This is a genomic window from Mucilaginibacter ginsenosidivorax (assembly GCF_007971525.1).
GTDB lineage: Bacteria > Bacteroidota > Bacteroidia > Sphingobacteriales > Sphingobacteriaceae > Mucilaginibacter > Mucilaginibacter ginsenosidivorax.
In genome coordinates this window covers 5,148,925-5,175,020 of record NZ_CP042437.1, presented here as the reverse complement: position 1 = coordinate 5,175,020, position 26,096 = coordinate 5,148,925, and the positions used below count along the sequence as shown (strand labels likewise).

Genomic DNA, 26,096 nt, shown 5'->3' with positions numbered 1-26,096 from the left:
CGTTATTTCTTAATTCGCCGCTACAACAAAATTAGTCAATGCCAGGCTAAAACCAATCGCAACCTGCTAACCGGGCTGATAAAATATAACGTATTACATATATACAATATAGCAATCCCGGATCCAACAATCATCTAAAACGGCGAAACCCTCGACGAAGTTAATCTGCCCATCTACAACTTCGCCAGCCTCACCACAATTACGCTATGACCTGCTAAGGTTTGCTTAAATTCCTTTTTAGTAGTTCCCATATCCTTATTCGCCCAGATATCGTGCAACTTGTATGATGCTTTTGTAAAATCTATATCGATATGATTGGCCTCGTTCTTTACAGCATGGTCATTCCAGTTATAAGTTACCTGCTTTGTAGATGCCGATCTGTTTAAAAAGCAAATAGCAACCTCATTATTAGCCAGCGGCTTTGCCCAAACCTCTAAACTATCGGCCTGGTAAATACGCGATGCGGCAATACCCAATGCATCCTGGTCAATAGCGATGGCTGCTTTATTAGTCAGGATTGACTGTGTTTGGGGCGACATTTTGCGCAGATCGTTACCGGCGGCTAAGGGGGCAGCCAGCATACACCAAAGCGAGAAATGTGCTTTATCCTCGTTAAAACTCATACCGTTGCCTACTTCCAGCATATCGGGGTCATTCCAGTGGTTGGGACCATTATATTTGGCAATGGCGGGTTGTTTATCTACTATAGACATCACGCTAAGTGCCGTCCAGGTGCCGTGGTGTTTATCCGTATCAAAACTGGCGGTAATATCACCGGTGGTACGATAAAGTTCGCCCACGCCGCCTGCCCAAAGCCATGGTTGGTGGTTGCCCCATTCGCAAAGGCTAAACGTAATTTCCCGGCCCGATGCTTTTAGCGCCTGGCTCATGGTGATATAAGCTTCGCGTGCATTCAGGCTATCGGTATTGCACCAATCGTACTTTAAAAAATCAACACCGTACGATGCATATAAACGGGCATCCTGGTATTCATGCCCGCGGCTGCCGGGGTAACCGGCGCAGGTTTTGCTGCCTGCACAATTGTAAATACCAAACTTAAGCCCCCTGGAGTGCACATAATCGGCAAAGGCTTTCATGCCGTTCGGAAACTTTTTAGGGTCGGCCACCAGGTCGCCGTTTTTATCGCGTTCCATGGTCATCCAGCCATCATCCAGCACAAAATACTTATAACCGGCATCGCGCATGCCCGATGATACGTAGGCATCAACCATGCCTTTCAGCAATGGTTCGTCAATATTAGTCTGGAAAGTGTTCCAGGTATTCCAGCCCATAGGCGGCGTTGGCGCCAAATTACCGGCTTTATTTGAGGCATCTTTTGCTATCGCGACAGGGGCCGCGGCATCGGATGTTTGGGCTATCGCGTTTCCGCAAGCTCCAATACTTAGCAGTACAACAGCCGTTAATTGTTTATATATTTTCATATGATAGTACTATGGTTAATTCGTTTAATAATCTGTATACAAGCCCGGCTATTGTGATAGGGGCATTTCCACTGGCCAACTTTATCTTCGCCGGGCATTATACCGCCATCGGCTTTTAGTCCCCAAAACCATTCGCCATTTTGATGATCGAGGATCTTATCTTTTACAAATGCCCAGTTTTTTACAACTATATCGAGGTATTTCTGATCCCGGCTTATCTGCCACGCATTAAAAAAACCTACCATCGCCTCCGCTTGTACCCACCAATGTTTTTCTTTAACCAGGCGATCTTCGGCTGGTTCATATTCGTACCATAAGCCGCCGTCTGTGTCCAAACCTTCAATGGTAGCGTCGGCTACCTGTATGCAAATTTCTTCAATATCTTCTTCCCATTCAATGTCATTTATTATTTCGGCGGCTTCCAGCAAAAGCCAGGTAGCTTCAATATCATGCCCGTATGATACAGTGGCTGATTTTTGGTTCCAGTCTTCATCAAAAAATAACACCAGGTGATTGGTTTCCGGGTTGATAAAATGATCAAAAAAATTGCCTATCAACGTTTGTATTTGAATCCTCAGCTTCTTATCCGGCCAAATGCGGTATAGGTTGGTGTAAGCTTCCAATACATGCAAATGGGTGTTCATGGTCTTTTTTTCGTTGGCATCCTTAGCGCTCAGCCGCAGGTCGGCAATGGGCTGCCAGTCGCGGGTAAAGGCCTCCATATAGCCCGTTTTGTCAGCATGATAGCTTTTTTTAACCAGTAAATGATATAGGCTGATAGCCCGATCCCTGGCTTCCTGTAAGCCCGAAGCCTTATAGTATTCAGTCAGCGCGTAAATGGTAAATGCACTGGCATACACCTGTTTTTTGGTATCCAATTTTTCGCCTTTATAATCAACCAACCAGTATACCCCGCCAAATTCAGGATCGATAAAATACCTGCAGATGTACTCATAAGCCCGGTGCGCCATTTGCAACGCTGCATCATCATGTTGCAGGTTAAAAGCCGCCGAAAAGCTCCACAGTATCCTTGCGTTTAATACGGACCCTTTGGGTGCATGGGCGGTAGCATTATTGTTGTTATCTACCCGACCTAAAAAGCCGCCGTGCGTTTCGTCGGGTGTATATTTTTGCCAGTAGGTAACTATGTTATCCAACTCGGCGATAAGCTCGGCCTGGAGAATAGGCAATAGTATTTCGGGGCCATCCCTGTATATATGTATTTTCATCGGTTGTAATCTACCGCTAAGTTACCGAGGCTAAAGCCCAGGTTTCTAAGCGATCTCTTTATTCCTATCAATAATCCCATAAATTGCATCTACCGAAGTTGACGACTTAAAGCCATCTGCCGGTGTATTCACTACATAGTCAATCAACTTATCAACCGTAGTGGTAGCCACGTGCATACGGGTATCTGACGATGCATAGTAAATATACACCGAACCATCTTCATCGGCAATCCAACCGTTGCAAAAAACCACGTTTGATACATCGCCAATACGTTCCCCACCCTCGGGTGCCAACAAATACCCTCCTGGTTTGTGCAAAACTTTGGTCAGGTCATTTAGGTCGGTCATAAACATGTACAGTACATAACGCAGGCCGGCAGCAGTGTTACGTACACCATGTGCCAGGTGCAGCCAGCCCCTGTCGGTCTTAATGGGTGTTGGGCCTTGCCCGTTTTTGGCTTCGTAAACAGTATGGTAGTTTTTATTATCGATGATGGTTTCCTGGTCTATTACAGCATTTTCCATTGTTTCGGCTAAGCCAAAGCCGATGCCGCCGCCGGTACCCGCGCTGATAAAACCATCCTGCGGACGGGTGTACAGGGCGTATTTTCCATGCACAAACTCGGGGTGCAATACCACGTTGCGTTGCTGGGGCGAGTTGGTTTTCAAATCGGGCAGGCGCTCCCAATTCAACATATCTTTGGTACGGGTTATACCGCAGGCCGCTATGGCCATTGATTGATCATAAGCCGGGGCGGCCGGGTCGCGTCTTTCGGTACAAAACAAGCCGTATATGTAGCCATCCTGGTGCAGGGTAAGGCGCATATCATACACATTGGTATCCGGCTCCCGGGTTTGTGGCAGGTTGATTGGGTAATCCCAAAAAGTAAAATTGCTGACGCCATCAGCGCTTTCGGCTACAGCAAAAAACGATTTACGGTCTGCCCCCTCTACCCTAACCACCATCAGGTATTTGTTATTGAATTTAATAGCCCCGGCATTAAACGCGGCGTTAATGCCAAAGCGCTCCATCAGGTACGGATTGGTTTCGGGATTCAAATCATACCGCCAGTTGATGGGGGTATGTGCGGCGGTAAGCACCGGGTTTTTATAGCGGTTAAAAACACCATTGCCGGTACCGGCTACCTGGTTTGGCTGGTTTATGAGTTGTTGCTGTTCTTGTTGTAGCAGGGCCAGCCTTTGTTTAAATTCAGGGGTCATAGGGGTTAGTTTATCAATATTCTTTTAGTTTATTCCACCAGGTTTTTTTCAGGATCAGCATCGTGATTGCCAGTAAGCCTATGGTAACCGCCAAAGGCAGTTTTTGGTTGAGGATAAGGTACATGGGCAATATAGTGAGGCATAGCTGGGTAATTGTACCTATAACTACGTTGAACATGTTAAGCTTAAAGTTTTTATTGGGTGCAAAACTTTCGTCATCGGCCATTACCAGTTTTTTTACCGGCTCCCAAAAACCCCAGGGACGTACGTTGCTGTAGAAGGCCTTTAACACCACTATATCTGTAGGCTCCGTTGCCAGCGATCCTATAACCGAACCGGCCAGCGAGATAAGGAACAATACCGGGAACCAGTACAATAATTCGTTATTGGATATATACAAAGAGAATACCATTGCCGACAAAATGCCTGAAAGCATTCCCCAGAAAAAGCCGCCGGCATTAAAGCGCCACCAATGCCACTTTAATACGTTTGATGCTACATAGCCCCCATATAGTGCCGAAACGATCCATTGCAGCACCGTATTTACGTTATGTGCAAAAAAGCCAAGGATAACCCCTATAGCTACCACAATGATGCCCACCAGGTAATTCATGGTGATAGTGTTTTTGTTGGATGCAGCCGGGTTAACGTATTTGAGGTATATATCGTTAACTATATATGCCTGTGCCGCGTTCATGGTGCCGCTAAAGGTGCTCATGAAGGCGCCTAATAAACCGGCCAGCAACAGGCCTACAAGACCAGCCGGTAAAAAATTATTGATAACTGCCGGTAATATCCGTTCAAAATCGATATCGCCGGTGGCATCCTTCAGGTTCATTTGGTGATAGTAGATTAAACCTAAAATGGTGAGGCTTACAATGAGCGAATACCTGATGGGCAGCAAAACAATATTGACAAAACCGCTCATTTTACTGGCATCCTCGGGCGAGCGGGTTGACAATATCTTCTGCATATCATAATTGGGTGCAGGCCCCGCCAGGGCCGCGAAAAAGCCCTTGAAGGTCATCATCATAAAAAACAACCCGAAAAGCGAGTAGCCATCGTCTTTTATCTTTTTGTTTACCTCGGTAATAATGCCCGACCAGTTCATATTCAGGTGGGTGCCAAAAAACGGACTAAACCAACCATCGGGTACATTGAGGCTATGGTCGGTCAGTTTATGGGCAGCGATGAACCCTATCCAGATACAGGCAACCGTCATCACGCCATACTTAACCATGTCGCCCAAAACAATGCTATGCATTCCGCCTAAAATGGAATAAAACATGGCAAACAACGTGAATATGATACCATAAACATGCGGTACATATTGCGGGGCCACGTTAAAGGGCACATAGCTTTTCACCAAGTCCCAGGGGATAAATATTTCGATGAATTTACCCAGCCCGATGAACCCGTAAGCCAGGAAACCAAAACAACTTAACAACGCAAAGGCGATGACTACCATTTGTGAGGCCGCCACCCAGGTGCCCGTTTTACCAAAACGGGTGGCCAGCCATTCGGCGCCGGTTGCAGCATTGGAACGGCGCAGCCAGCGCGACAGGTACATCATCAAAAACACCTGGTTAAATACGGGCCATAACCATGGTATCCAGATGCTTTTCATGCCGTATACAAAGCACAGGCTTACCATCCACATGGTGCCGCTGATATCAAACATATCCGAGGCATCGCTTAAACCCAGCTTGTACCAGGGCAGCGACTTGCCGCCAAGCATGTAACTTTCCTTGTTTTCGCGGGCTTTTTTACGGTACCATAAACCAATAAAAATGGTGCTCAGCAGGTACAGAACGATGATGGCGATATCTACTAAGTGTAGCTTCATTTTTTTGTCGGAATCAGAATTTTCAGAATTTAGGAATTTTCAGAATACTGATGATTTGAAAACCTCGATATTTTCAAATTCTATAAATTCTCAAATTCTGCAAATCCTGATCATAATTGGTGTATTCAAAAGTGGGTTTATAAAAGCTATTTTTATAATACTTTTTTAACCTATTATTTTATTTATCGCAAATAATCGTGGTTAAGCAGGCCTGTATCGAGACAGATACATCGGCCAATTGACGCGATGAAGCACAAATGCTGTTTTTCAAAAAAAAGACTATGATAAACCGGCGGAGAACAACCACCTTAGGATATATACAAATATACCAAAATTACAAAATCTATCCAAGTTACTTTCAGGACATTTTCAAATTCTCAAATTAAATAAACACCCTGTTCCCGGTATAAGTTTCCCTGAATTCTTTGGGGATGCACAGCTTTTTGCGTTTAAAAATGCGGTTAAAGTTGGAGATATTGTTGAAACCGCATTTATAAGCAATCTCGGCCACGGTAGCTGTCGAGTCGATCAGCATACGGGAGGCGTGGCCCAGGCGAATCTCGTTCAGGCTGTCAATGAAGGTTTTACCGGTGCGTTTTTTAATAAACCTGCTGAACGATGCCTCGGGCATATTGGCTATTTTAGCTACCTCGGCAAGGGTTACCTGCTTGTTGTAGTTGATGTTCATGTGCTCAAACACTTTCTCAATACGGCGGCTGTTGTAATAAAATTTATCGTTGGCAAAGCTGGGATCTGATAACATTTTCATATTACGGGAGATAGACAGATCATGCAGTATCGACATCAACTCCAGCACCGAATCAAAGCCACTCTTTTTATCAAGTCCCTGGATACGCTCACGTAAAGCAATGATGGTATCGGGCGAAAATACGATGCCCCGCTGCGACCGCTCCAACATGCTTTTTACAAAACTTAACTGGTTGCGTTTCAGTAGTTTTTCATCAAACAAATCCTTATGAAACTGGATGGTTACCTCGGTAATTTCCTCGCTTTGGCATTGATGGGTAAACCAGGCATGGTACAGGTTGGGGCCTATTAATGCAAGCTCCAGCTCGTCTATCATCTCAATATGCCCGCCTACAACACGTTTGGCGCCTTTGGCATTGATAATCAGGTTTAATTCGTACTCGTCGTGGTAATGCAGCGGAAAATCAAACTTCTTTTTAACCCTCGAAAAAATGGTAAAACAATCGCTGGGTGTTAGCGGCGTAATCTCGCGCATTACATTATTGGTGATCATAATTTGAACCGGTTATAAAAAGGCGTTCAATGATACATATTTAACATCACGATATCAAATATTTTACATTTTTATAAGTTTTTGGTAGTTGTTTACTACAAAATTCATCGCCTCAGACACCAGCAAAAGTTTGCTACCGGTTAAAAAATTATTTCAAAACCGACTTAAAAGGCCCGGTATCCATCAAAAACCGCTTACAAATGTTTAATTAATTCATACAAATGCGTAATTAGTTTCTACAAAAGCCATAAAAAAGCGACAAAAAATTACAAAAAAATAACGCTTTTTTTAAACCTAACTTACACAGGTATAAATTTTAACTTTTAGGTTTGCATCCGGGTTAATTTTTAACTTTTAACCTTTTGGGTCAGTTTGTTTAAGGGTTCGGTTTTAAGTCTTGAGTTCTGAGTCTTGAGTCCGAAGTCCCGGGCCGGAAACTTGCAGTGTTTTGATAAATGTTAAGGACTTAGAACTTTTGACTTAAGGCTTAAGACTTAAAACTCAAGACTCAGAACTCACAACTATCAAAACAATTACCGGATATTTGTTGTAGAACACGGTATAAACAAAGATGGATCAAATCATTACATAATTAATGGATACCGCACAAAGCACCAAACCTACCATACGCAAAAGGGTAAACAAGTTTAAGCAAAGCATTACCGACTTCCTGATAAGCCTGTACCGCATAAACCAGTTTATCCTGCGCTTCTTCAGGGAGGCCTTTATGCCCCCTTTTGAGTTTAAAGAGGTTATGCGCCAGTGTTATGAAGTTGGCGTGCGCTCCTTTACCCTTATTACGGTAACCGGCTTTATTGTAGGGCTTATATTTACCAAGCAATCGCGCCCCTCGCTGTCGCAGTTTGGAGCTACATCATGGCTGCCATCGCTGGTATCTATAGCCATTATGCGGGCGCTGGCGCCGTTGGTGACGGCGCTTATTGCATCGGGCAAGGTAGGTTCGGGCATTGGTGCCGAGCTGGGTTCTATGCGGGTAACCGAGCAGATTGATGCCATGGAGGTATCGGGCACCAAACCTTTTAAATACCTGGTGTGCACCCGGGTACTGGCCACTACGCTTACTATCCCTATTCTATCTACCTATACCGGTTTTATTGCCATGTTTGGCGGCTATTTAAATGTTGCCCAAAACGAGGGCACCACCTGGACAACCTTTATACAGGAGTTTTTTGATCCGCTCACGTATACCGATTTTGTGGCCTCGCTTATCAAATCCATTGTATTTGGGTTTACCATAGGCATTGTGGGCTGCTACCAGGGCTATAACAGCAGCAAAGGTACCGAGGGTGTGGGCAAGGCCGCCAACGGCGCTGTGGTTACCGCCATGTTCCTGGTGTTTATTGAAGAAGTAATTATTGTACAGATAACCAGCTGGTTCCGTTAATCGATTTAGCATGGAAAAGAAAATTGTAAAGGCCGACCATAACAACCCTGTTATCACCATCCGGGGGCTTGAAAAAGCCTTTGAAGATTACCACGTGCTGCGCGGTATCGACCTGGACCTGTACCAGGGCGAAAACCTGGTGGTATTGGGCCGCTCGGGTACCGGTAAATCTGTATTAATAAAAATCATATCCGGTTTGCTAACGCCCGATAAAGGCGAAATAAGCGTTTTGGGCCATAACTACGCCAACATCAGCGAAAAGGAATTACAGGAGCTGCGCATCCGCATCGGTTTCTCGTTCCAGAACAGCGCTTTGTACGATAGCATGACGGTGCGCAAAAACCTCGAGTTCCCGCTGGTACGCAACCGCAAGGGCATCAGCCGCCAGGAAATTGATACCGCGGTTGAAACCGTGCTTGATGCCGTCGGCCTGTCGCAAACCATTAACCAGATGCCATCCGAGCTTTCGGGCGGGCAGCGCAAGCGCATAGGCATTGCCCGTACGCTTATCCTGAACCCCGAAATTATGCTGTATGATGAGCCTACCGCCGGCCTTGACCCTATTACCTGCATCGAGATTAACGACCTGATTAACGAGGTACAGCAACGCTTCAACACCTCGTCTATCATTATTACACATGATTTAACCTGCGCCAAACAAACCGGCGACCGCATTGCGATGCTCTTAGACGGTCAGTTTCAGCGCACCGGCAGTTTCGACGAGGTATTTGATACCAACGACAGCCGTGTTAAACCATTTTACGACTATAACTTTATCCAATAACAAAAAAGATATTATACCATTATTATGGACGCATCAGAAAATAAAAGAGCAATCATCGTAGGCCTGTTTTTGGGCCTCGGTCTTATCCTGTTCATCCTCGGCATCTTCACGCTTGGCGGCCAGCAAAAAGCGTTTGTAAAAAACATTCACCTTAGTTCGGTTTTTGGCGATGTGGCCGGGCTTAAAAAAGGCAACAACGTTTGGTTTTCGGGCGTAAAGGTGGGCACCATCAGCGCCGTGCGCTTTGAAGGCCCGTCGCAGGTGCGGGTATCCATGAGTGTTGACCAGGCTACCCAGCAATACATCCACCGCAACGCGCAGGCCAAAATAAGCAGCGACGGACTAATAGGCAACAAGATCATCGTGATTGACGGCGGCAGCCCCCAGGCCCCCGAAGTACAGGATGGCGATGTACTACAAGCCGAAAAACTGCTATCCACAGATGATATCATGAAAACCCTGCAGGATAACAACCAAAACCTGCTGGCCATAACCGGCGACTTTAAAACCCTTAGCCACCAGATTTTACAAGGCAAAGGCACCGTTGGCGCACTCATGGCCGATAATACCATGGCCCTGCAACTGCGCGCCGCCATGAAAAACCTGCAAACAGCCACCCAAAGCGCCGCGCTAATGGCCGCCCAGCTAAACGCATTTAGCAATAAGCTAAACACCAAAGGCGGTTTAGCAGATAAAATACTTACCGATACGGCTACCTTTAACCACATTCGCCAGGCCGTAAACCAGCTGCAGCAAGCAGCCAACAACGCCAGCACCCTCACCAACAACCTGAACAAAGCCAGCGACAAACTCAACCGTACCGACAACGCCCTCGGCGTACTGCTAAACGACCCCAAAGCCGCCGTTAAAGTACAAACCACCCTTGATAACCTGCAACAAAGCTCCATAAAACTCAACGACGACCTGGAAGCCGCCCAACACAACTTTTTCCTGAAAGGCTTTTTTAAGGACAAAGCCAAAAAGGCGAAGGCCGATAGTTTGAAGAAGGCGGGGCAATAGGTATGACATTGTAAAAAAGGGCCGTCATGGTGAGCCCGTAAAATTTCGCGAAATTATGAAGCTGAAATGACAACGACTTATTTCCAATGTCATGGCGAACTTGTTTCGGCATCCCACATGCTAAGTGTACTTCATGTGGGTCACCTGTCCTATGGGATCCCGAAACAAGTTCGGGATGACTTCTGTTTTTTAACTTGTCATGCTGACGAAGGAAGCATCTATTAATGAACCTTTCCACCGGAAAACAAAGGAAATAATTGCATCCTTGCGTACCTAACGCCGGGCAGCAGCTTCTTGATTCTTGATTCTAATCTCTTGACTCTTTCCCGCCGTTGCCTGCGGCCCGCGCTTTACACTCATACGCGCACAAGGCATTAGATGCAGGCCGGTATCCGTTTCAATCGCTAACGGGGATGGGGGAATTGAGGGTTAGGGTTTACGACAAAATCGTGATTTGCTGGTGGGGTGAATATATAACCAGATTATTGTGATTGTAAACTACAGGCATAGAAGTAGAAAGTCGGAGACTTCTAAAAACGGGATTAAAACGAAAATATTTAATAATAGCGTTTATTTATTTGAAAATCAATTATCAAGTTTATTTTTGTTTCTTTACTATTAGCCCGAAATAATAAACCTTATATTCCAATTACATGCTAAAGATATTCTATTCATATTGTCACAGAGATGAATCATTACGAGAACGGTTGGAAATCCATCTTGCGATGTTAAAAAATGCCAAATACATAACAGATTGGCATGATAGAAAAATCTTAGGGGGAGAGAATTGGGATTATAAAATTAATTCTGAACTTGAAAATGCAGATATCATTCTTTTACTTATTAGCCCGGACTTTTTAGCGTCATCTTACTGCCTTGATATCGAAGTTCAACGCGGGCTCGAACTTCATCGTCAAAAAAAATCAATTGTGATTCCGATAATCCTTCGATTTTGTGACTGGCAATTAGCCGAATTTAAATCATTGCAATGTTTACCTAAAGACGCAAAACCAATATGTAGTACTTATTGGGAGAATGAGGATGCCGCATTTTTAAATGTTGTGGATGGCATAAAGAAAGTAATTAATGTTATAAGGGAGCGAAAAAACATTGAAGCTTCTAAACCTTTAATTACGAAATTACGGTTTGACATTGGAGGATATGATTATTATGTTAAGAAATCCCTTTTAAGAAATCATACTTTTATCGGACTTGATTTTGGTACATCAACGACAGTTGTTAGTATTGCAAAACTCGACGAACAAACCCAAGCGTTAAAGATTGAAACTATTTCTTTTTCGTTTTCCACGCCGCCAATCGGTATACAATGGACTGACTTGATACCTTCAGTTGTATATTATGACCTACATGGAAATCAATTATCCATTGGCATGGAAGCTAAAATAAAAAAATTTGCAGGTACGACGTTACCTGGTGTTAATTACTGGTCATCGTTCAAAATGGGGCTCGGCAAAGATGAAGGGGCTATTTACACTAACTCGCTCCTAAAAGGACAAATTTCGGGTTGGAAAATATTGAATGATAAAGACGCTACGCTTGTTTTCTTAAAGAATATAAAAAATTGGATTTTTGAATATATCAAGCAGGAACAGTATTCAATGGATTTGAAACTCTCAGTAAGTATTCCTGCTTCATTTGAAGCTAATCAACGCAGAGAGTTGTTGGAGGTAATCAAAGAAGTGGGGTTTGAAGAGCATGAAGAACTCTTCATCGACGAACCAAATGCTGCCTTTTTAAATTATCTACATGAAAACAACATAGTGGAAGACTTTAGTGGTGGCCAACCAGACCGCCAACATACTCTTGTTTTTGATTTTGGTGCAGGTACTTGCGACATTTCCATTCTCGAATACGGGAAAAAAAATCAAGGTTTTTATTCAAAAAATATCGCTATCTCGAAGTTTGAGCATCTTGGCGGTGATGACATTGATCGTACTATAGCACAAGAATTACTTTTTATTGAATTTTGTGAAAGCCATAACCTTGATCCTGAAATTATTACCGATACTGAATATGAAGATTTCTTTGAAGGTAAATTAAAACCTGCAGCCGAAGCATTAAAGATTAAAGTTTGTGAAAAATTAAAACGATCAAAAGATTATCTAAGAAAAGATGTGACATTATGCTATGATGTGCCGATAGTTCTTACCTATAAAGGTAAATCATATAATTATGAGTCACAATGCATATCAACAAACGAGTTTCAGAATATTATGACGAAATTTCTTGATACGTCAGGTAAAAATGAAAGTTCGATTTATTACGTCATAAATTCTGCATTGCGAAAAGCGAAAATGCAACCCAACGATGTCGATAATATTTTGTTGGTTGGTGGTTCATGTAAAAACCCTCTTATCGAAAAAAGTCTAAGGGAACATTTTCCAATTACGAATTTTCTTATACCTGGAGATATTCAGGTACAAGTTTCTAAGGGCGCTACTATTCATTCGCTTTTGTCGCAAGGATTAAACAAGCGACCAATTGCACCAATAGTGAGCGAATCTATTTCGATAGTTCTACAAGGCAAAAAACACCTAAATTTGATACAACAAGGGGATGAAATTCCTCTGTTCAAATCAATAAAAGATCCATTGGGCGTACAAATAAATGGTCAGCGGATTATAGAAATACCGTTATATGTTTCAGGGGAAGAAAAAATGTTACAAAATGTCATTATCCAATCTCCAAATGGCTTTCAAAGACAGGATATTTTTTCCATCAGTGCAGAAATTAATCAAAATAAAATAGTAACTATTAAAGTACTTTGTAATAATCAGCAAATGGAAGTACGTCATTTTTCACCTTTTGCTAATGAAGTATTATCTCCATATAAACGTGCAGTTAAAGAGGTCGAACGGGAAATCAATAATTTTTTAGCTGCAGGAGCAAAAAAGACTGATAGAAAAATCACTAATTTGGTGGATAGTTTAATATTATATCATACATCAGCAAATAATTACAAAGAGGCTATGGAAACGACTATTAAATATTACCCCAATAAATATTCGGATATTTCATACTTTGCAAATAATGCAGGGTATACAAAAATCGCGCATGATTATGTAGTAAAAGCTTATCAAAACAATCCCAACGACACTAATGCATTTAATGTTGCCCAATCACTGACTCCTGAATCGTCAGAATATTTCTATTATATGCAGATCGCAGCGGACCTCGGTAATACTGCAGCAAAAGTCATCATTTCTGTACATAAAATCGAACTGGGAAATGAGGGAGCAAGAATTGAACTTCTCGGCCCTTTTGATACCTTATATACTACATATCAAAATGATCCGAGTCAATTAAGTGTGAATGATCTTGATGACTTAATATTAACAGCGGAATATCTCGGTTATAATACGTTAATTGAGGATATTCACAGTTACATTGATAATATGCATTCAAAAATAAATTCTGGTAGTGAGTTGTTTCATGAAGCAAATCTTTTGAAAGAACGATAACCATATAGTATTCGGTTGGGCAGATGTCCCTCGCTGTCCGTAGAATTCTTTCCGTTGACTCAAGAGTGCAGCGGGTGCCCCATTTTCCGTACAGTTCCGTTATTCGAATGTCTCTGGCTAATCACTGTGCCTGTAGTTTACAATTACCCGTTTGGCGCAAGGCTTTCGAAATCAAATTGAGCGGGGCTGAGTTGTGACTTGGCAAACGTTGAGATAATCACAAGTCCCATCCCACCGGGCTCTACACAAGACTTGCGTCAAGTTGCAATTTGTAAAAGTGAATTAAAATGAGCAGAAGTTTTTTCACTGGTGAGATTTTCAAAATCTCAGCTTGGGTATCCGTGGCTGCTCAATTCTGTTTCGTTTATGAATTTTAAAAAGCCTTTACCAAAATCGGTTATTGCCATCTTATCAAAGGGCTTCGTATCTAATGCTCCGATACCCTCGTCCACCATTAAACCCTTGCCATACAAATCTTGTATTAGGAACAAGTAATCTCCACTTTCAACCCCATAATATGCTGGCTTCCTCAATATACTATCAAGTTCAATTTCCTTTTCAACATTCTTCAGCTGGTGGTCTGTTGATGTTATTGAACTGGTAATATCAAAATGATCGCCTATTGTGTCTCCATTTAGGTCGCCTAAGGTTTCAAGTTTATTATTTAGCTTTAGCATTTCTTCCCTCAAACCATCACGTTGCCTAAGCAGCAACCGAATATCATTCTCTATCTGGACATGTGCCTTGAGGATTTTTATTTGAGTTCCGTTGATCCGCTCAATGATGTCCAGGTAAGTATCACGGTAGTCAATTTTAACAGGATTGGCTATATAGTCAGTAACAACACTCCGGAACCGACAGATCCTTTCAGCTGAATTAGTTTGTATAACTCTTCTAATAACAGACTCAAATAAATCGCCAAAATCTTCCGATTCTTGAATTTCTGTTGAAATCGCCTCTATATCATTCCTTTTTAAATAATCAATTATTCCTTCAATAAAAGAATTTAAGCGGTCTTGCTTAACCCTACTACGATAGTCAAAAAAGACTTCACTTAACAATTGGCTACCAAAAGGCACCAAACTAAAAAGTGTCTTTGCCCCAGATTCAATTAACGCTTTATTTTTCATGACTAACCGATTACTACGCCTGTATTCCCCTCCTAAGTTAGCAAATATATGAGCCCATATGCTGGCTCATACGTAATTTTCCAATGCCGAATTGCGTCCCCCCGCTGTCGATTCTCTGCCTCAAATTACGATGCCCTTAGTCTCCACGCTAAGATGCCTATTCCCGCTTACATAATTAAGTATCAAAAAGCCGTCATACAATACTTGTTTAAAATCAAGGTAAGGCGCATTCCCCTTATGGAAAAAAGCTAACGTTTTGTACTATCTTTATTTTGATGAAAGAACGGATACAATCGATAGACATTGTGCGCGGATTAATCATGATTATCATGACGCTTGACCATACCCGCGATTTTTTGCACCTGGCCGGGCCGCCCCCGCTTGATGTACAGCGCACCACGGTGATACTGTTTTTTACCCGTTGGATAACACATTTTTGCGCACCCACCTTCGTTTTTTTGAGCGGCGTATCGGCATGCCTTGCCGCGCAACGCCGAACAACCGGCCAGATGACCACTTTTTTACTAAAACGAGGCACCTGGCTCATATTATCCGACCTGCTGATTATCAGCCTCATCTTTAGCTTTGATGTGCATTACCATTTCCCGGTGCTGGAGGTTTTATGGGCCATTGGCTTTGGCATGATTATTTTGGCCTTGCTCATTCGCGCACCTAAAAAATTTATTGCCGTGGTTGCAATACTGATTATTGCCGGCCATAATTTACTTGACAATGTTGATTTGCCTAAGAACGGCATTCCTGGCAACCTTACTACGCTATTACTGAATGGGGTAGGGGCATTGATCCCTATTGGCGCCAACCGGTTTATATTTGCTATTTATGCCGCCATTCCGTGGACAGGGGCTTTGTTGTTAGGCTACGTTTTTGGCCATCTTTATAAAAAGGGCTATAATGCGGCAAAACGACAGAAAATATTAAAGCTTTCGGGCTGCGCCTTGATTGTGCTGTTTGTTACCTTGCGCCTCATCAATCATTACGGCGATCCTGCACCCTGGGCCGTTCAGCAGAATACCGCGCATACCCTGCTTTCGTTCCTGAACGTGAGTAAGCAAACGCCCTCGCTCCTGTTTATGTTGATGACGCTTGGGCCGGTATTGCTATTGTTGTCGGTTACGGAGGGCATAAGCAACCGCGTTACCCGGTTTTGCACTGTATATGGAAATGTGCCTTACTTTTATTTTATCGCACATTTGGTGTTGCTGCGCATAATCAATGTAGCGGGCGTTATACTCGCCCGCATTCCGCTTGACTTTCAGAAGCCTGCACCGGTATGGGCCGCGCCTGGTTTCGGTATTCCGCTTTGGGGGGTGTACCTGTGCTGGATAGCCGTTATTGCGCTGATGTATTACCCCTGCCGTCAGTATGGCCGATATAAGCAAACCCACAGCGGGTGGTGGTTATCGTATATATAGGATTGGGATATCCGGTTGTCGCAAATCAGCAAAAAAACCGTCCATGCAGGCCTGGCCTAACAGTTGCCAACTATAGTAATAAGGGTTGGTCAGAGAATTGGCCAGCAGCGCAATGACAAGGGCAATAAATAAACTACATCAACAACACTTTCCAGGCACCTATTACCCGCCCGTCATCTAACAATTGCCTGGCTTTTAAATGCAGGGGCAAGGTGTGGGTGTCACCCATGGTAGCATCAGCCAGTTCTTTCATCTTATCGGTTTCACTAAAAGCTTTTACTAAACGGGCCTCCAGGTGTATTTTATGCGGATCTATTGTGCCATTGGCATCCAAAATTGCTTCATTGATAGTCCGTTTCAACACGGCAATAACTAAAGCACCTGCCCGTTATTTAGGGAACCCAACATCCCCCTTTACCTCGTTTATTTGTTGGGTATGGCGGTTACTGTGGGCGGCTATCAGCAGGATGAACTGGTAACTATCGTAAGTACCAACAGGCAATACCAGCACGTGGTTGCGCAGGTCGGTTTTAGTGTTTTTTATAAATGCTATCAGCTTTTCGCGATTGGATTTGAATGCGGTGAGCGCTTCGGCAACGGTTTTGTAGGGCGAATTTGCCGGCTCAAGCGCGGCGAAAGTTTTGGATTTATGTGTGCGGTCTTCCACGGCCTTAATCAGGTCGTCGTCGGTAAATTTAATTTCGGCCCTTTTTTCGGAATTGGCCGGTTGCGCTAAGGTTGGTTCGGCCATGGCCCAGAGTTCTTTTTCGGCAGCGGCAATATGTTTAATACAGTCGGCCACGCTCCATTTATCAGCAGCCGGCTTAAAGTTTAGCTGGGCCTCGCTCAAGCCTTTAACGGCATCAAAAACGCCAGATTCGGTTTGGGTGAGCAATTGCATAGCTTTTTCTCTTTCTTGTGAGGTTATCATGTTGCTTGTTTGTTGTTGCGCGCTGCATTGGTATGCTGTAAAGCACAGCAAAGTGAGGATGATGATACGTTTCATGGATTGAAGTATAAAATTTATAATTTTTACCCTAATATAAGGGCATGAGTGATTGCGAAGTATTTACTTGTTTAATTACCTGCTCCAGGTGTCCATAAGCCGCCCTATAAGGAAAAACTGCCATACTGATCCTTTTTACACCGGCCATTTGCAATGCCTCAACCGTAGCCAGATTTGGGTTACCAACAACATTAACAGGGAGGGAAACCGCCATGCTGATTTGTTTAATAACTGCGGCATCGCCTATGCCGGTAACAAAAAGGCCATCGGCGCCGGCATCATGGTAAAGCCCTGCCCTAAGGATAACGGTTTCGAGCGGCGAGGCCAGTTTTTGCAGGTAAACATCGGTGCGGGCATTTATAAATAGCTGCTGGTTGGTTTTGGCAAGGTAGTTTTTGATACTGTCCAGTTTACGCAAATAAATATCCTGGCCCTGGGCATCCTCCAGATTAATGCCAACAACCCCAATATCCAGCAGTTGCTGAATTTGTTGATTGATAACCACGAGATCATTACTATACCCTCTTTCAAAATCGACAGACAGTGGAAGATCTGTTGCGGCTTTGATCCTTTGAACAATGTAGAGCAATTCATTAAAAGGAATTTGCTCGCCATCGGCATAACCCATTGAATCGGCAATTGCGCCACTTGAAGTACCTATCGCCTCAAAACCGGCAAGTTGTATTAGCTTGGCGCTTTTGGCGTTCCAGGCGTTACCTAATAAAAAAGGAACCGGCTGATGATGCAGCTGGTAAAAGGTTTGGTAATGAGTCATACCTTATTTGTTATATATACAAACTTATGTTGTTTCCTGCAATTAAAAGGGTGCAAATTAGACATTATAGCGGGGTGATTTGGACATTAGTAGCTGGCGCAATTACAGCTACTTCAAACTAAAAAAGCCGCCCTGCTAACAGGACGGCTCATACATTATAGTCAACTAAATCAAATTTTTATTACACCAAACACATGCTAAAGTGATAAAGATGTATCAAATACTACAACCACATTGGTGTTATTCGGTGTAATGCAGTTTTGCATTTTCTTATTTGGTAATCCAGATTTTTGTGCTGGTAAGATCACTGCCACCGGTTGCTGCTTTCCAGTTGGCGGTGTTCAGCTGCGCTTCATCAGCCGGGTATTGGTAACGTTGCAGGCTGCCATAATTTTGTTTATAGCCCGCCGGGTTACTGGTATCCATCGGCGTTGCGCCGCCCGTTCTTCTTAGCAGGGTCCATGCTAACCAGGGCTGGCGGAACATGTCAACCCACTCCTGCGCATAGATCAAACTGAGCGCATTTGCGGAGTTAAAAGCAACTTTCGGGTTGGCCAGTATAGCGTTGATTGTTGCTGTAGATGGTGTTTCTGAAGCAGGCTTGTTTACAACCCAAACGGATGAATTGTACGCAACACTATTCCAGAAGGTAAGTGATGCGGTAACGCCTGCATTATATTCAGCTTGTGCCGACGATGTGCTTTGCGCTACACCCGCAATGCCACGTGCGTACACTTCTGCTTTTAAAAAGTGTACCTCGGCCGGGGTAATGAAAATTTCGGGACATGCGCCGGTTGAGCCGGAAACAATGCCATCCCTGCCCCAGTAATAATTATAATCGGAGTACAAATTGCCATCTTTATGAGCTGCCCAACCTTTATTATCAGCATCTCTTTCGACATTATAAGGGTCGCCGCCATCTGTTATAGGGGTAGCCGGGTTTTGCGGGTAAGGCACCCAGTTACCTGCCCCGTTGGCTTCAAAGAATATTTTACACCTTAAGTCAAATATTCCGCTGCCATTGATGTTATTATTGTTGCTGAATAAGTTCCATAGGGTGCTGCCCATTCTTGCGCGGCTTTCCTGGTGGAAGAAGAACCCTCTTCCTGCTCCGTCGATATCAAAGGATATGCCCGGAACATTGGCTTGTTTAAAGCCAACAACATCGGTGAGCGGGTTGCTGGATAGTTTGGCTATGGCATCGGCTATTATCGGCGCCGCATCTGTATTGTCCTTATCATACATGGTAAGCGCGTAACGCAAACGCAGCGAATTGGCAAACGCTTTCCATTGGTCGATATTATTGTTTAAAAGAAACTCCGAACCAAACGAAAACTGGGTGCTACTGTTAGTAAAGTGGTTTGCAGCCCAGGTAAGATCGGCCAGGCAGGATAAATATACAGCCTGCTGTTTATCATACGGCACTTTAAGATCGGCAGTAGAGCCCGAAAATGCCTTTCCTGCTTTAGAATATGGCATATCGCCATAGAGGTTGGATACTTCAAGCGCCTCGTAAGCCCGCAATACTTTTACCATACCTATAGCATTTGTGTATGTTGCCGAATCGGGACTACTGGCCATGGTGGTAAGCATTTGATCCATAGCCGGTAAATTGGAGTAAAACAGGCTCCAGTTTTGCCCTTCTACAAAACCGAAATCAGATACGGCATATACTGCGCCCAGCTGGGTTACGGGGTACAGCCATCTTGCTTCGGCCCAGTTGCCGATGTTAGCCGCACGATCGAGGTTAGCGCCGATACCTGTGTAAAGCTGTTGCAGGGTGGCCGATGCCGGACCGCTATAAGGCGCGTTTTCCTTTTGAAAATTCTTGGTACATGACGCAAGAACTGCAGTAATGAACAATATAGTAGTTACCACCATTGTCCATCGTTTTATATCATGATACTTAATCATAAGTTTCGTTCTTAATTTTTAACAATCCTATTAAAATCCCGCTTTTACCGAAAAACCGTAGGAGCGTACGCCAGGTAAGCCACCAAACTGAATACCCTGAACGTTTCCGGTACCTACAACACTTTCAGGGTTTATCCTGTCGGGTAAGGTATTGAACAAGTAAAACAGGTCGCGGCCGATTAACGATACCGACAGGGTTTGGAGCATTTTTGTTTTTTGTACAAATTCTTTCGGCAGGTTATAAGTGATTGACACTTCACGCAGCTTACCCCATGAATCATTGAATATAGAGTTGGTGCGTACAATAGGATCATTATCCCATGATTGATAATTACCCGCGTATTTCCACCATGCATTTACCACATTGGTGTTTGGTGTATAGGTACCCGCTGTTGAGCCCTGCACCACGCCAGGTAAAATTACACCAACGTTGGCCTTTGTTCCATCGGGATAGGTATAAGCTAAGCCGTGTCCGTCCCTTTCGTAAACAGTTTCGGGAGCCATACCCTGCCCCATCAAGGTAGCATAGTCGCCAGACCAGATCTGTCCGCCCACTTTAAAGTCTGTCAAAACGTATAAGCTAAAGTTTTTGTAACGGAAACTCTGCGAAATACCGCCTGTAAGTTTTGGCGTAGCATCGCCTATTTTAACCATATTGTCTGATGTGGCGTATTGTGAGCCCAGTACGGCGCCATTGCCGGTGTTGGTGCCATCGGCGTATATCAGGTTAACAATCTTTTGGCCATCACGTGTATATTTATAATCTAAGCCATAAATGCTGCCATAATTTTGGCCTACGTCAACTTTCATCAAAACCCCATTGCTGCCAAACCACGAACCTAACTGCAATGAGTTAAGGCCCGGCTCAAGTGCGACAACTTTATTTTGATTATGTGCCGCGTTCAGTGTTACATTCCATGAAAAATCACTTGATTTAATCACTTTCGCATTCACGGTTAATTCAAAACCCCTGTTGCGTAACGCGCCCGAGTTTATTAAAACGTTTGGAACTCCTGACGAACCGGCTACAGGAATGGTTATTTCCTGGTTGTCTGAGTAGGTGTTATAGTAAGTGAAATTTACATCCAACCTGTCATTAAAAAAACCAAGGTCGGGCCCGATTTCAAACGAACGGGAGCGTTGTGGTTGGATGTTGGTAGGGTACGAACCTGGCAAATTCAACCCGGTTGTGAAACCTGGCGTGCCTGAAGTTGGACGGTAGGTAAATCCGTTTTGATAAGGCAAATAGGCATTTGCACTTTTGGCCTCGCTTACACGTATCTTTCCGTAAGTAAGCCAGCTTTTTACCGAACTCATATCAAACGCATCGGTAAACACAAAGCTTAAACTTGCCGATGGGTAAAAATAACTCCAGTTTGTTGGGCGTAAGGTAGATGACCAGTCATTTGTTCCGGCCAGGTCCAAAAACAGGTAATTTTTGTAAGAAAGGTTAAGCAAGCCATAAACTGTATTTATTTGCTGCACATACCTGTTTTCTGACGCATTAAGTGCCGTTGCTGAATTGCCGGCGTAGTTGCTCAGGTTAAATAAAAACGGGTAATTAAATGGCCCGGGATTAGTTTGAGCAATATCATACATGTTACGGTAGTAGTGCCTTGCACCTACCGAAAGACTTGCATTAAAATCGGGAAGTAACCTGTTTTTATGAAATATCAAACGACCGTCGAGGTTGTTGGTGGCATTTTTGGCCAGGTCATATCCGTAGCTGCCAACTAATCCTGCGGCATCTGTAGGATAATTTTTAGTTACGTACTCGTTGGTGTAATAATCCAAACCAACGTTGCCCACTGCCTTTAACCAGGGTGTAACTTCGGCATTTAATGATATGGAGCCCACAAACTGGTTTTGTGTAAGCGTTGTAATATCATTAAAAGTATTCCACCAGTAATATTGCTGCCCATACTCAAACGGCGATTGCTTTAGTATCGGATTTTGTGATCCGTCGGGCAGGGTAGTCAGCCCTCTTTCAATTGGCTTATAATCTGCAGGTAAATTGTACACAGTCATATAGCCCAGGCCTATATTACCTGCGCCGCCGTTTTCACCATATATATTTGGTGGGTTAAATTTGGTCAGGTTAATATAACTGGCTGTAGCATCAACCTTAACTTTAGGGCTGATGTTTATTGATGAGCCAATATTAAATGTGTTAGTGGCGTTATGACTATTGTAAGTAATAGCCTCATTTGTTGAGCGGGTATAGGAAACGCGCAGGGTTCCGAGTTCGCCACCGCCCGAAAGGGCTATGTTATGGGTTTGCGTATTACCGGTTCTGTAAAAGCTTTTAAAAATATTTGAATTGCCGGTATAAGGCCTGGTTGTACCATCCCACCAAACAAGCGGCTGCCCTTCCATTTTGGGCCCCCATGATGCACCATCGCCAGGAAAACCGATATAATTATAAAACGGACCGCCGGCAGCACTGGATACACCAGGGCTAACATAAGCCCCAGGTATATTGCCCAGGGGGCCATACGGGTCGCCGCCTATTTGTTCCTGCCTGTCTTTACCATTGGCATCTTTATAAAAGAAAGGATTTGCCGAGTAAAGGTCTTCTGTCATGCCGTTACCGTATTCACTTTGCGTTTTTATAAAGCGGTAAGGATCATTAGCACGATAGGTGTAACCATAATCAACCCCAAAACCTTTCTTTTTGTTGCCTTTTTTAGTCACGATAAGTATTACGCCATTGGCGCCGCGTGCACCATATAATGCTGCCGCGGTTGGGCCTTTCAACACATCAAGGCTTTCGATGTCGTCGGGGTTCAGGCTGTTTAAAAAAGATCCGTTATCTACGGGCGGTTGCGAAACGTCGGTACCGCCATTACTTAGTGATAAGGCATCATTGAAAGATTGTACTCCTCCTTTGGGCTGTACGGGTTCATTATCAATAATAACATTATCAACCACTATCAGCGCCTGGTTATTCCCGGCCAGGTTGTTATTACCCCTGATAACGATGCGGTTTGAAGAACCTTCCACACCGTTTGGCTGGGTAATATTCAAGCCTGCTATTTTGCCCATTAAGCCGGATGCTATATTTGGCGGGTTAACTTTATTCATATCAGCACCTGATATTGTCTGCGCTGCGTAGCCTAATGACCTTGCTTCGCGTTTTATACCCAAAGCGGTAACAACTACTTCATTTAACGAACCTGCGCTTTTTTTAAGTTCGATAACCAAATTTGTACTGGTGCCTACTTTTATTTCCTTGCCTTCATAGCCAACATACCTTATAATTAAAACATCGCCCGGCGACGCGTTCAAGCTAAAGTTACCATTTACATCGGTTTGCGTGCCATTGGTTGTTCCCTTCAGGCCGACGGAAGCGCCGGGAAGGGGCATCCCGGTTGAATCAACTACTTTTCCGGTAATAGGCGGAGCTTCATCCGCCGCGTCTTTTTTTATTTTTTGCTCGTATCGGATCAATATAGTTTTATCGTCGATACTGTAAGTTAGCGATTGCCCATTCAGCACTTTATCTAAAACATCGGCCAGTGGCGTGTTTATAAAATCTACCGCCTGCGGCTGGATGTTTTTAATTTTATTGGATGCAACAAGAACATTATAGCCAGTTTGCTTCCTTATCTCCTTGAAAATTTGTTCAAGCGATGCGGAGTTATTTTTGTAGGTAATTTTTTGAGCAATGCTCAATGCGCTAACATGTAAGATGGTAACCGTCAAAATAATAGAGGTAAGTCTCATAATCAGCAGGAATTTGCGGATATACCCCTTCCGGGTACAAAAAAATCCGTTGAACTTTTTATACATTTGAATGTCTGTTTTACGTGAAATATTGGTTCAAAGCAATTTTATCGTTTGCCGGCCGGCAAACGGTGTGAGCAGGCTATTAAGCAGGGGCACAGCGAATGCCTCTGCTATTTTTTCCTTTTCACTTTTCTGGAGTTTATAGTTATTGTTTCTTCATATTCCTGCGGGTTTAATTTATAATTAGTTAATAATCAAGTCAGTTATTTTTTCTCTATAAAAATCTTCTTTCCTTCAATCCTGAATTTTACATCGCCGGTTATTTCCAGCATCTTTAAAACCTTAGATACATTGTCGTACCTGGTGATGCTGCCCCAGTATTCAACATTGGTATTCTGATCTTGCGGGTAAACAATTTCAACATCATACCACCGTGAAATCTTCCGCATTATGCTTTCCAGTTTCTCGTTATTAAAAAGGAAGTAGCCATTTTTCCAGGCGGTAACTTCTTCGGTATCTGTTTCTTTTATCCGGATATTGGCTTTATCAGGAGCAGTTATAGCTTGCTGACCCGGCCGTAATGTAGCGGTTGAGTTTCCTCTTGTTATTTTTATACTGCCGCTAATCAATGTAGTTTTTATAGCCGGCTCATCATCGTAAGCGTTGATGTTAAATACGGTACCAATATCTTCAATGGTTTGACCTTTTACATCTACCCTAAAAGGTTTTGAGGCATTGTGCCTTACATCAAAGTACACCTGCCCGGTTACTTCAACCCGCCTTTCTTTAGATTTAGAAAAATCAACCGGAAACCTTACAGATGATTGAGCATCAAGGTATGCTACTGTTCCGTCGGCTAAAGTAATGGACGACTGGCCGCTCCGCGGCGTAGAAAGCGTGTTGTATTTTGCCGGGCCCTGGTTATCGGCATTCCCGGGTTCAATCAAGCTTTTGTTTATGGTGTAGGCAAGAACCCCGTTTTGGTTACGGGTTACCTGTAAGGCACCTTGCCGGTAAATAACTCCTTTTTTTATACCGGTTATGTAAATTTTTTGCCCGTTGGCAAGGGCCAGCACGGCCTTATTTTGCCCCGGCGGAATATCGTGGTGTATAGCTGCACTAAGTTGACTTTTAGCAACATTTTTTCTGAGAAAATAAAAACCACCCAGGCTTAATAATATTAAAACACATGCAGCCGCGCTTATCCGCAGCGGAAGTGATATTAACCTGCCTATCCCGAATTGACGTTTCAGATTTTCACGAACGGCTGCAGCATCCTGAAGGCGCTCGTCAAGTGTATAATCGGGCAATTCCGATTCCTGATGATGTAAATACCAGCTTTCAAGCAGCGATTTCTCATCTTCAGTGGCCGTATTGTTCCCGTATTTATGTAATAGATCCCTGAGCTCCTGATCGTTCATACTACTATTTATTTCCCTTTATTTTAGTGTCATGTCAACAATAAATTGACGGATAGTCTTTAGTTTTAAGTTCCAAGCCCCAAAAACAACTTTAGACTTATGACTTCATGCTATTAACTTAACGACTTAGTACCATTGGCTTAATATTAGTAAGACAAACAACGCGTACCGTACAGGTAAATAAAAATAAAATATTTTATAGGAGATGAAAAAGCATTAATAGATAGATAAAAAAACCGAGGCGAACCCTTAATATTTTTAAGGCGTTAGTAACATGTTTACTTACTGTTTGCTCGGAAATATCCAGTTGCGCTGCAATTTCTTTATGGGAGAGATGCTGTTTGCGGCTAAGTTCAAATACCTGGCGCATTTTTGACGGAAGAGCGGCAATCTCTTTTTCTATAAGCGCCGCAAGTTCGTGTTCACGGATCAGGTGATCTGTGATAATCTGACTGGTTTCGGTTTGAATAAACTGTATTAAAGAGGTGGTGTATTTATCAAGTATTGATTGCCGCGCAATTCTGTTCAAAATGTTGTTACGTAATGACGTATATAAATAACCCGAAAGATTAGATTGAAAATTAATTTGGTCCCGTTTGGCCCACAAGGTTGTGAAAACTTCCTGAACAACATCTTTGGCCTCTTCCCGGTTCCTGGTTTTATTATAGGCATGATTAAATAAGGTGAGCGTGTACCTATCGTATATTTCTACATAAGCGGCCTGATCCCCCGACTTAAACAAGTCAACCAATTCGCTGTCCGAAAAGTGCTTTAGGGTGGTCATTTTAAAGAAGTTGATAACGAATGTATGAAATTTAAGAATATAAATATAAAAACAAGAAAATTATCAGTTGCAGCGTACACCCCACGCTACCGGGACGGTCTGCCCCTTGCGATACGCATGATAAGTATACGCCAGGCATACCGCCCGGAGATTGCTTATTCCTTCTTAAAAACGGACGTATTATCTTATAAAAATCACCTGAACCCCCGTTATC

At 43.4% G+C, this 26,096-nt stretch carries 18 protein-coding genes; 5 read left to right on the top strand and 13 right to left on the bottom strand.

The window, feature by feature from the left end; genetic code table 11:
- Positions 1-173 precede the first annotated feature (173 nt).
- From FSB76_RS21760 to FSB76_RS21740, 5 genes are all read right to left on the bottom strand, one after another.
- The gene (locus tag FSB76_RS21760) at positions 174-1,442 is read right to left on the bottom strand and encodes a glycoside hydrolase family 27 protein (RefSeq protein WP_147057080.1); all 1,269 of its coding nucleotides are present in this window, start codon (positions 1,440-1,442) and stop codon (positions 174-176) included.
- Entirely contained in the window at positions 1,439-2,671 is a 1,233-nt protein-coding gene (locus FSB76_RS21755) for an AGE family epimerase/isomerase (protein WP_147057078.1), read from the bottom strand. Before FSB76_RS21755 ends, FSB76_RS21760 begins: the two co-directional genes overlap by 4 nt.
- A 45-nt stretch (positions 2,672-2,716) precedes the next feature.
- A complete protein-coding gene (locus tag FSB76_RS21750; RefSeq protein ID WP_147057076.1) occupies positions 2,717-3,892 on the bottom strand; it encodes a glycoside hydrolase family 130 protein in 1,176 nt (391 codons plus the stop codon).
- 13 nt (positions 3,893-3,905) lie between these two features.
- A complete protein-coding gene (locus FSB76_RS21745) occupies positions 3,906-5,738 on the bottom strand; it encodes a sodium:solute symporter family protein (protein ID WP_147057074.1) in 1,833 nt (610 codons plus the stop codon).
- 382 nt (positions 5,739-6,120) lie between these two features.
- The gene (locus tag FSB76_RS21740; RefSeq protein ID WP_147057071.1) at positions 6,121-6,999 is read right to left on the bottom strand and encodes an AraC family transcriptional regulator; all 879 of its coding nucleotides are present in this window, start codon (positions 6,997-6,999) and stop codon (positions 6,121-6,123) included.
- Positions 7,000-7,594: 595 nt separating this feature from the next.
- On the opposite strand from FSB76_RS21740, the gene FSB76_RS21735 reads away from it, so the two are divergent.
- The 4 genes from FSB76_RS21735 to FSB76_RS21720 all read left to right on the top strand — a co-directional run bounded on the left by FSB76_RS21735 (position 7,595) and on the right by FSB76_RS21720 (position 13,690).
- On the top strand, positions 7,595-8,404 hold the full coding sequence (locus tag FSB76_RS21735; RefSeq protein WP_090645494.1) for an MlaE family ABC transporter permease: 810 nt from the start codon (positions 7,595-7,597) through the stop codon (positions 8,402-8,404).
- Between the two features lie 10 nt (positions 8,405-8,414).
- Entirely contained in the window at positions 8,415-9,188 is a 774-nt protein-coding gene (locus FSB76_RS21730) for an ABC transporter ATP-binding protein (protein ID WP_147057069.1), read from the top strand.
- Positions 9,189-9,212: 24 nt separating this feature from the next.
- Positions 9,213-10,208, top strand: a complete 996-nt coding sequence (locus FSB76_RS21725; protein WP_147057067.1) for an MlaD family protein — start codon at positions 9,213-9,215, stop codon at positions 10,206-10,208.
- A gap of 653 nt (positions 10,209-10,861) precedes the next feature.
- Positions 10,862-13,690 (top strand): Hsp70 family protein, encoded by a 2,829-nt coding sequence (locus FSB76_RS21720; protein WP_147057065.1) that lies wholly within the window; start codon positions 10,862-10,864, stop codon positions 13,688-13,690.
- Between the two features lie 326 nt (positions 13,691-14,016).
- Here the strand turns inward: FSB76_RS21720 and FSB76_RS21715 are convergent, their stop codons facing one another.
- Positions 14,017-14,820 (bottom strand): hypothetical protein, encoded by an 804-nt coding sequence (locus tag FSB76_RS21715; RefSeq protein ID WP_147057063.1) that lies wholly within the window; start codon positions 14,818-14,820, stop codon positions 14,017-14,019.
- Between the two features lie 275 nt (positions 14,821-15,095).
- On the opposite strand from FSB76_RS21715, the gene FSB76_RS21710 reads away from it, so the two are divergent.
- Positions 15,096-16,253 carry a DUF1624 domain-containing protein gene (locus FSB76_RS21710; RefSeq protein WP_147057061.1) on the top strand — a complete coding sequence of 386 codons (1,158 nt, stop codon included), beginning with the start codon at positions 15,096-15,098 and terminating at the stop codon, positions 16,251-16,253.
- Positions 16,254-16,386: 133 nt separating this feature from the next.
- Here the strand turns inward: FSB76_RS21710 and FSB76_RS21705 are convergent, their stop codons facing one another.
- The 7 genes from FSB76_RS21705 to FSB76_RS21675 form a co-directional block, all read right to left on the bottom strand.
- Positions 16,387-16,614, bottom strand: coding sequence for a hypothetical protein (locus tag FSB76_RS21705; protein WP_192910093.1), 228 nt, complete (start codon positions 16,612-16,614; stop codon positions 16,387-16,389).
- A 27-nt stretch (positions 16,615-16,641) separates the two neighbouring features.
- Positions 16,642-17,259, bottom strand: coding sequence for a DinB family protein (locus FSB76_RS21700; RefSeq protein ID WP_147057059.1), 618 nt, complete (start codon positions 17,257-17,259; stop codon positions 16,642-16,644).
- 31 nt (positions 17,260-17,290) lie between these two features.
- On the bottom strand, positions 17,291-18,034 hold the full coding sequence (locus tag FSB76_RS21695; protein ID WP_147057057.1) for an isocitrate lyase/PEP mutase family protein: 744 nt from the start codon (positions 18,032-18,034) through the stop codon (positions 17,291-17,293).
- A 270-nt stretch (positions 18,035-18,304) separates the two neighbouring features.
- On the bottom strand, positions 18,305-19,948 hold the full coding sequence (locus FSB76_RS21690) for a SusD/RagB family nutrient-binding outer membrane lipoprotein (protein ID WP_147057055.1): 1,644 nt from the start codon (positions 19,946-19,948) through the stop codon (positions 18,305-18,307).
- A gap of 30 nt (positions 19,949-19,978) precedes the next feature.
- The gene (locus FSB76_RS21685; protein ID WP_147057053.1) at positions 19,979-23,740 is read right to left on the bottom strand and encodes a SusC/RagA family TonB-linked outer membrane protein; all 3,762 of its coding nucleotides are present in this window, start codon (positions 23,738-23,740) and stop codon (positions 19,979-19,981) included.
- 200 nt (positions 23,741-23,940) lie between these two features.
- Positions 23,941-25,098, bottom strand: coding sequence for a FecR family protein (locus FSB76_RS21680; protein ID WP_147057051.1), 1,158 nt, complete (start codon positions 25,096-25,098; stop codon positions 23,941-23,943).
- 196 nt (positions 25,099-25,294) lie between these two features.
- Positions 25,295-25,882, bottom strand: a complete 588-nt coding sequence (locus FSB76_RS21675) for an RNA polymerase sigma factor (protein WP_147057049.1) — start codon at positions 25,880-25,882, stop codon at positions 25,295-25,297.
- Positions 25,883-26,096: the final 214 nt, after the last annotated feature.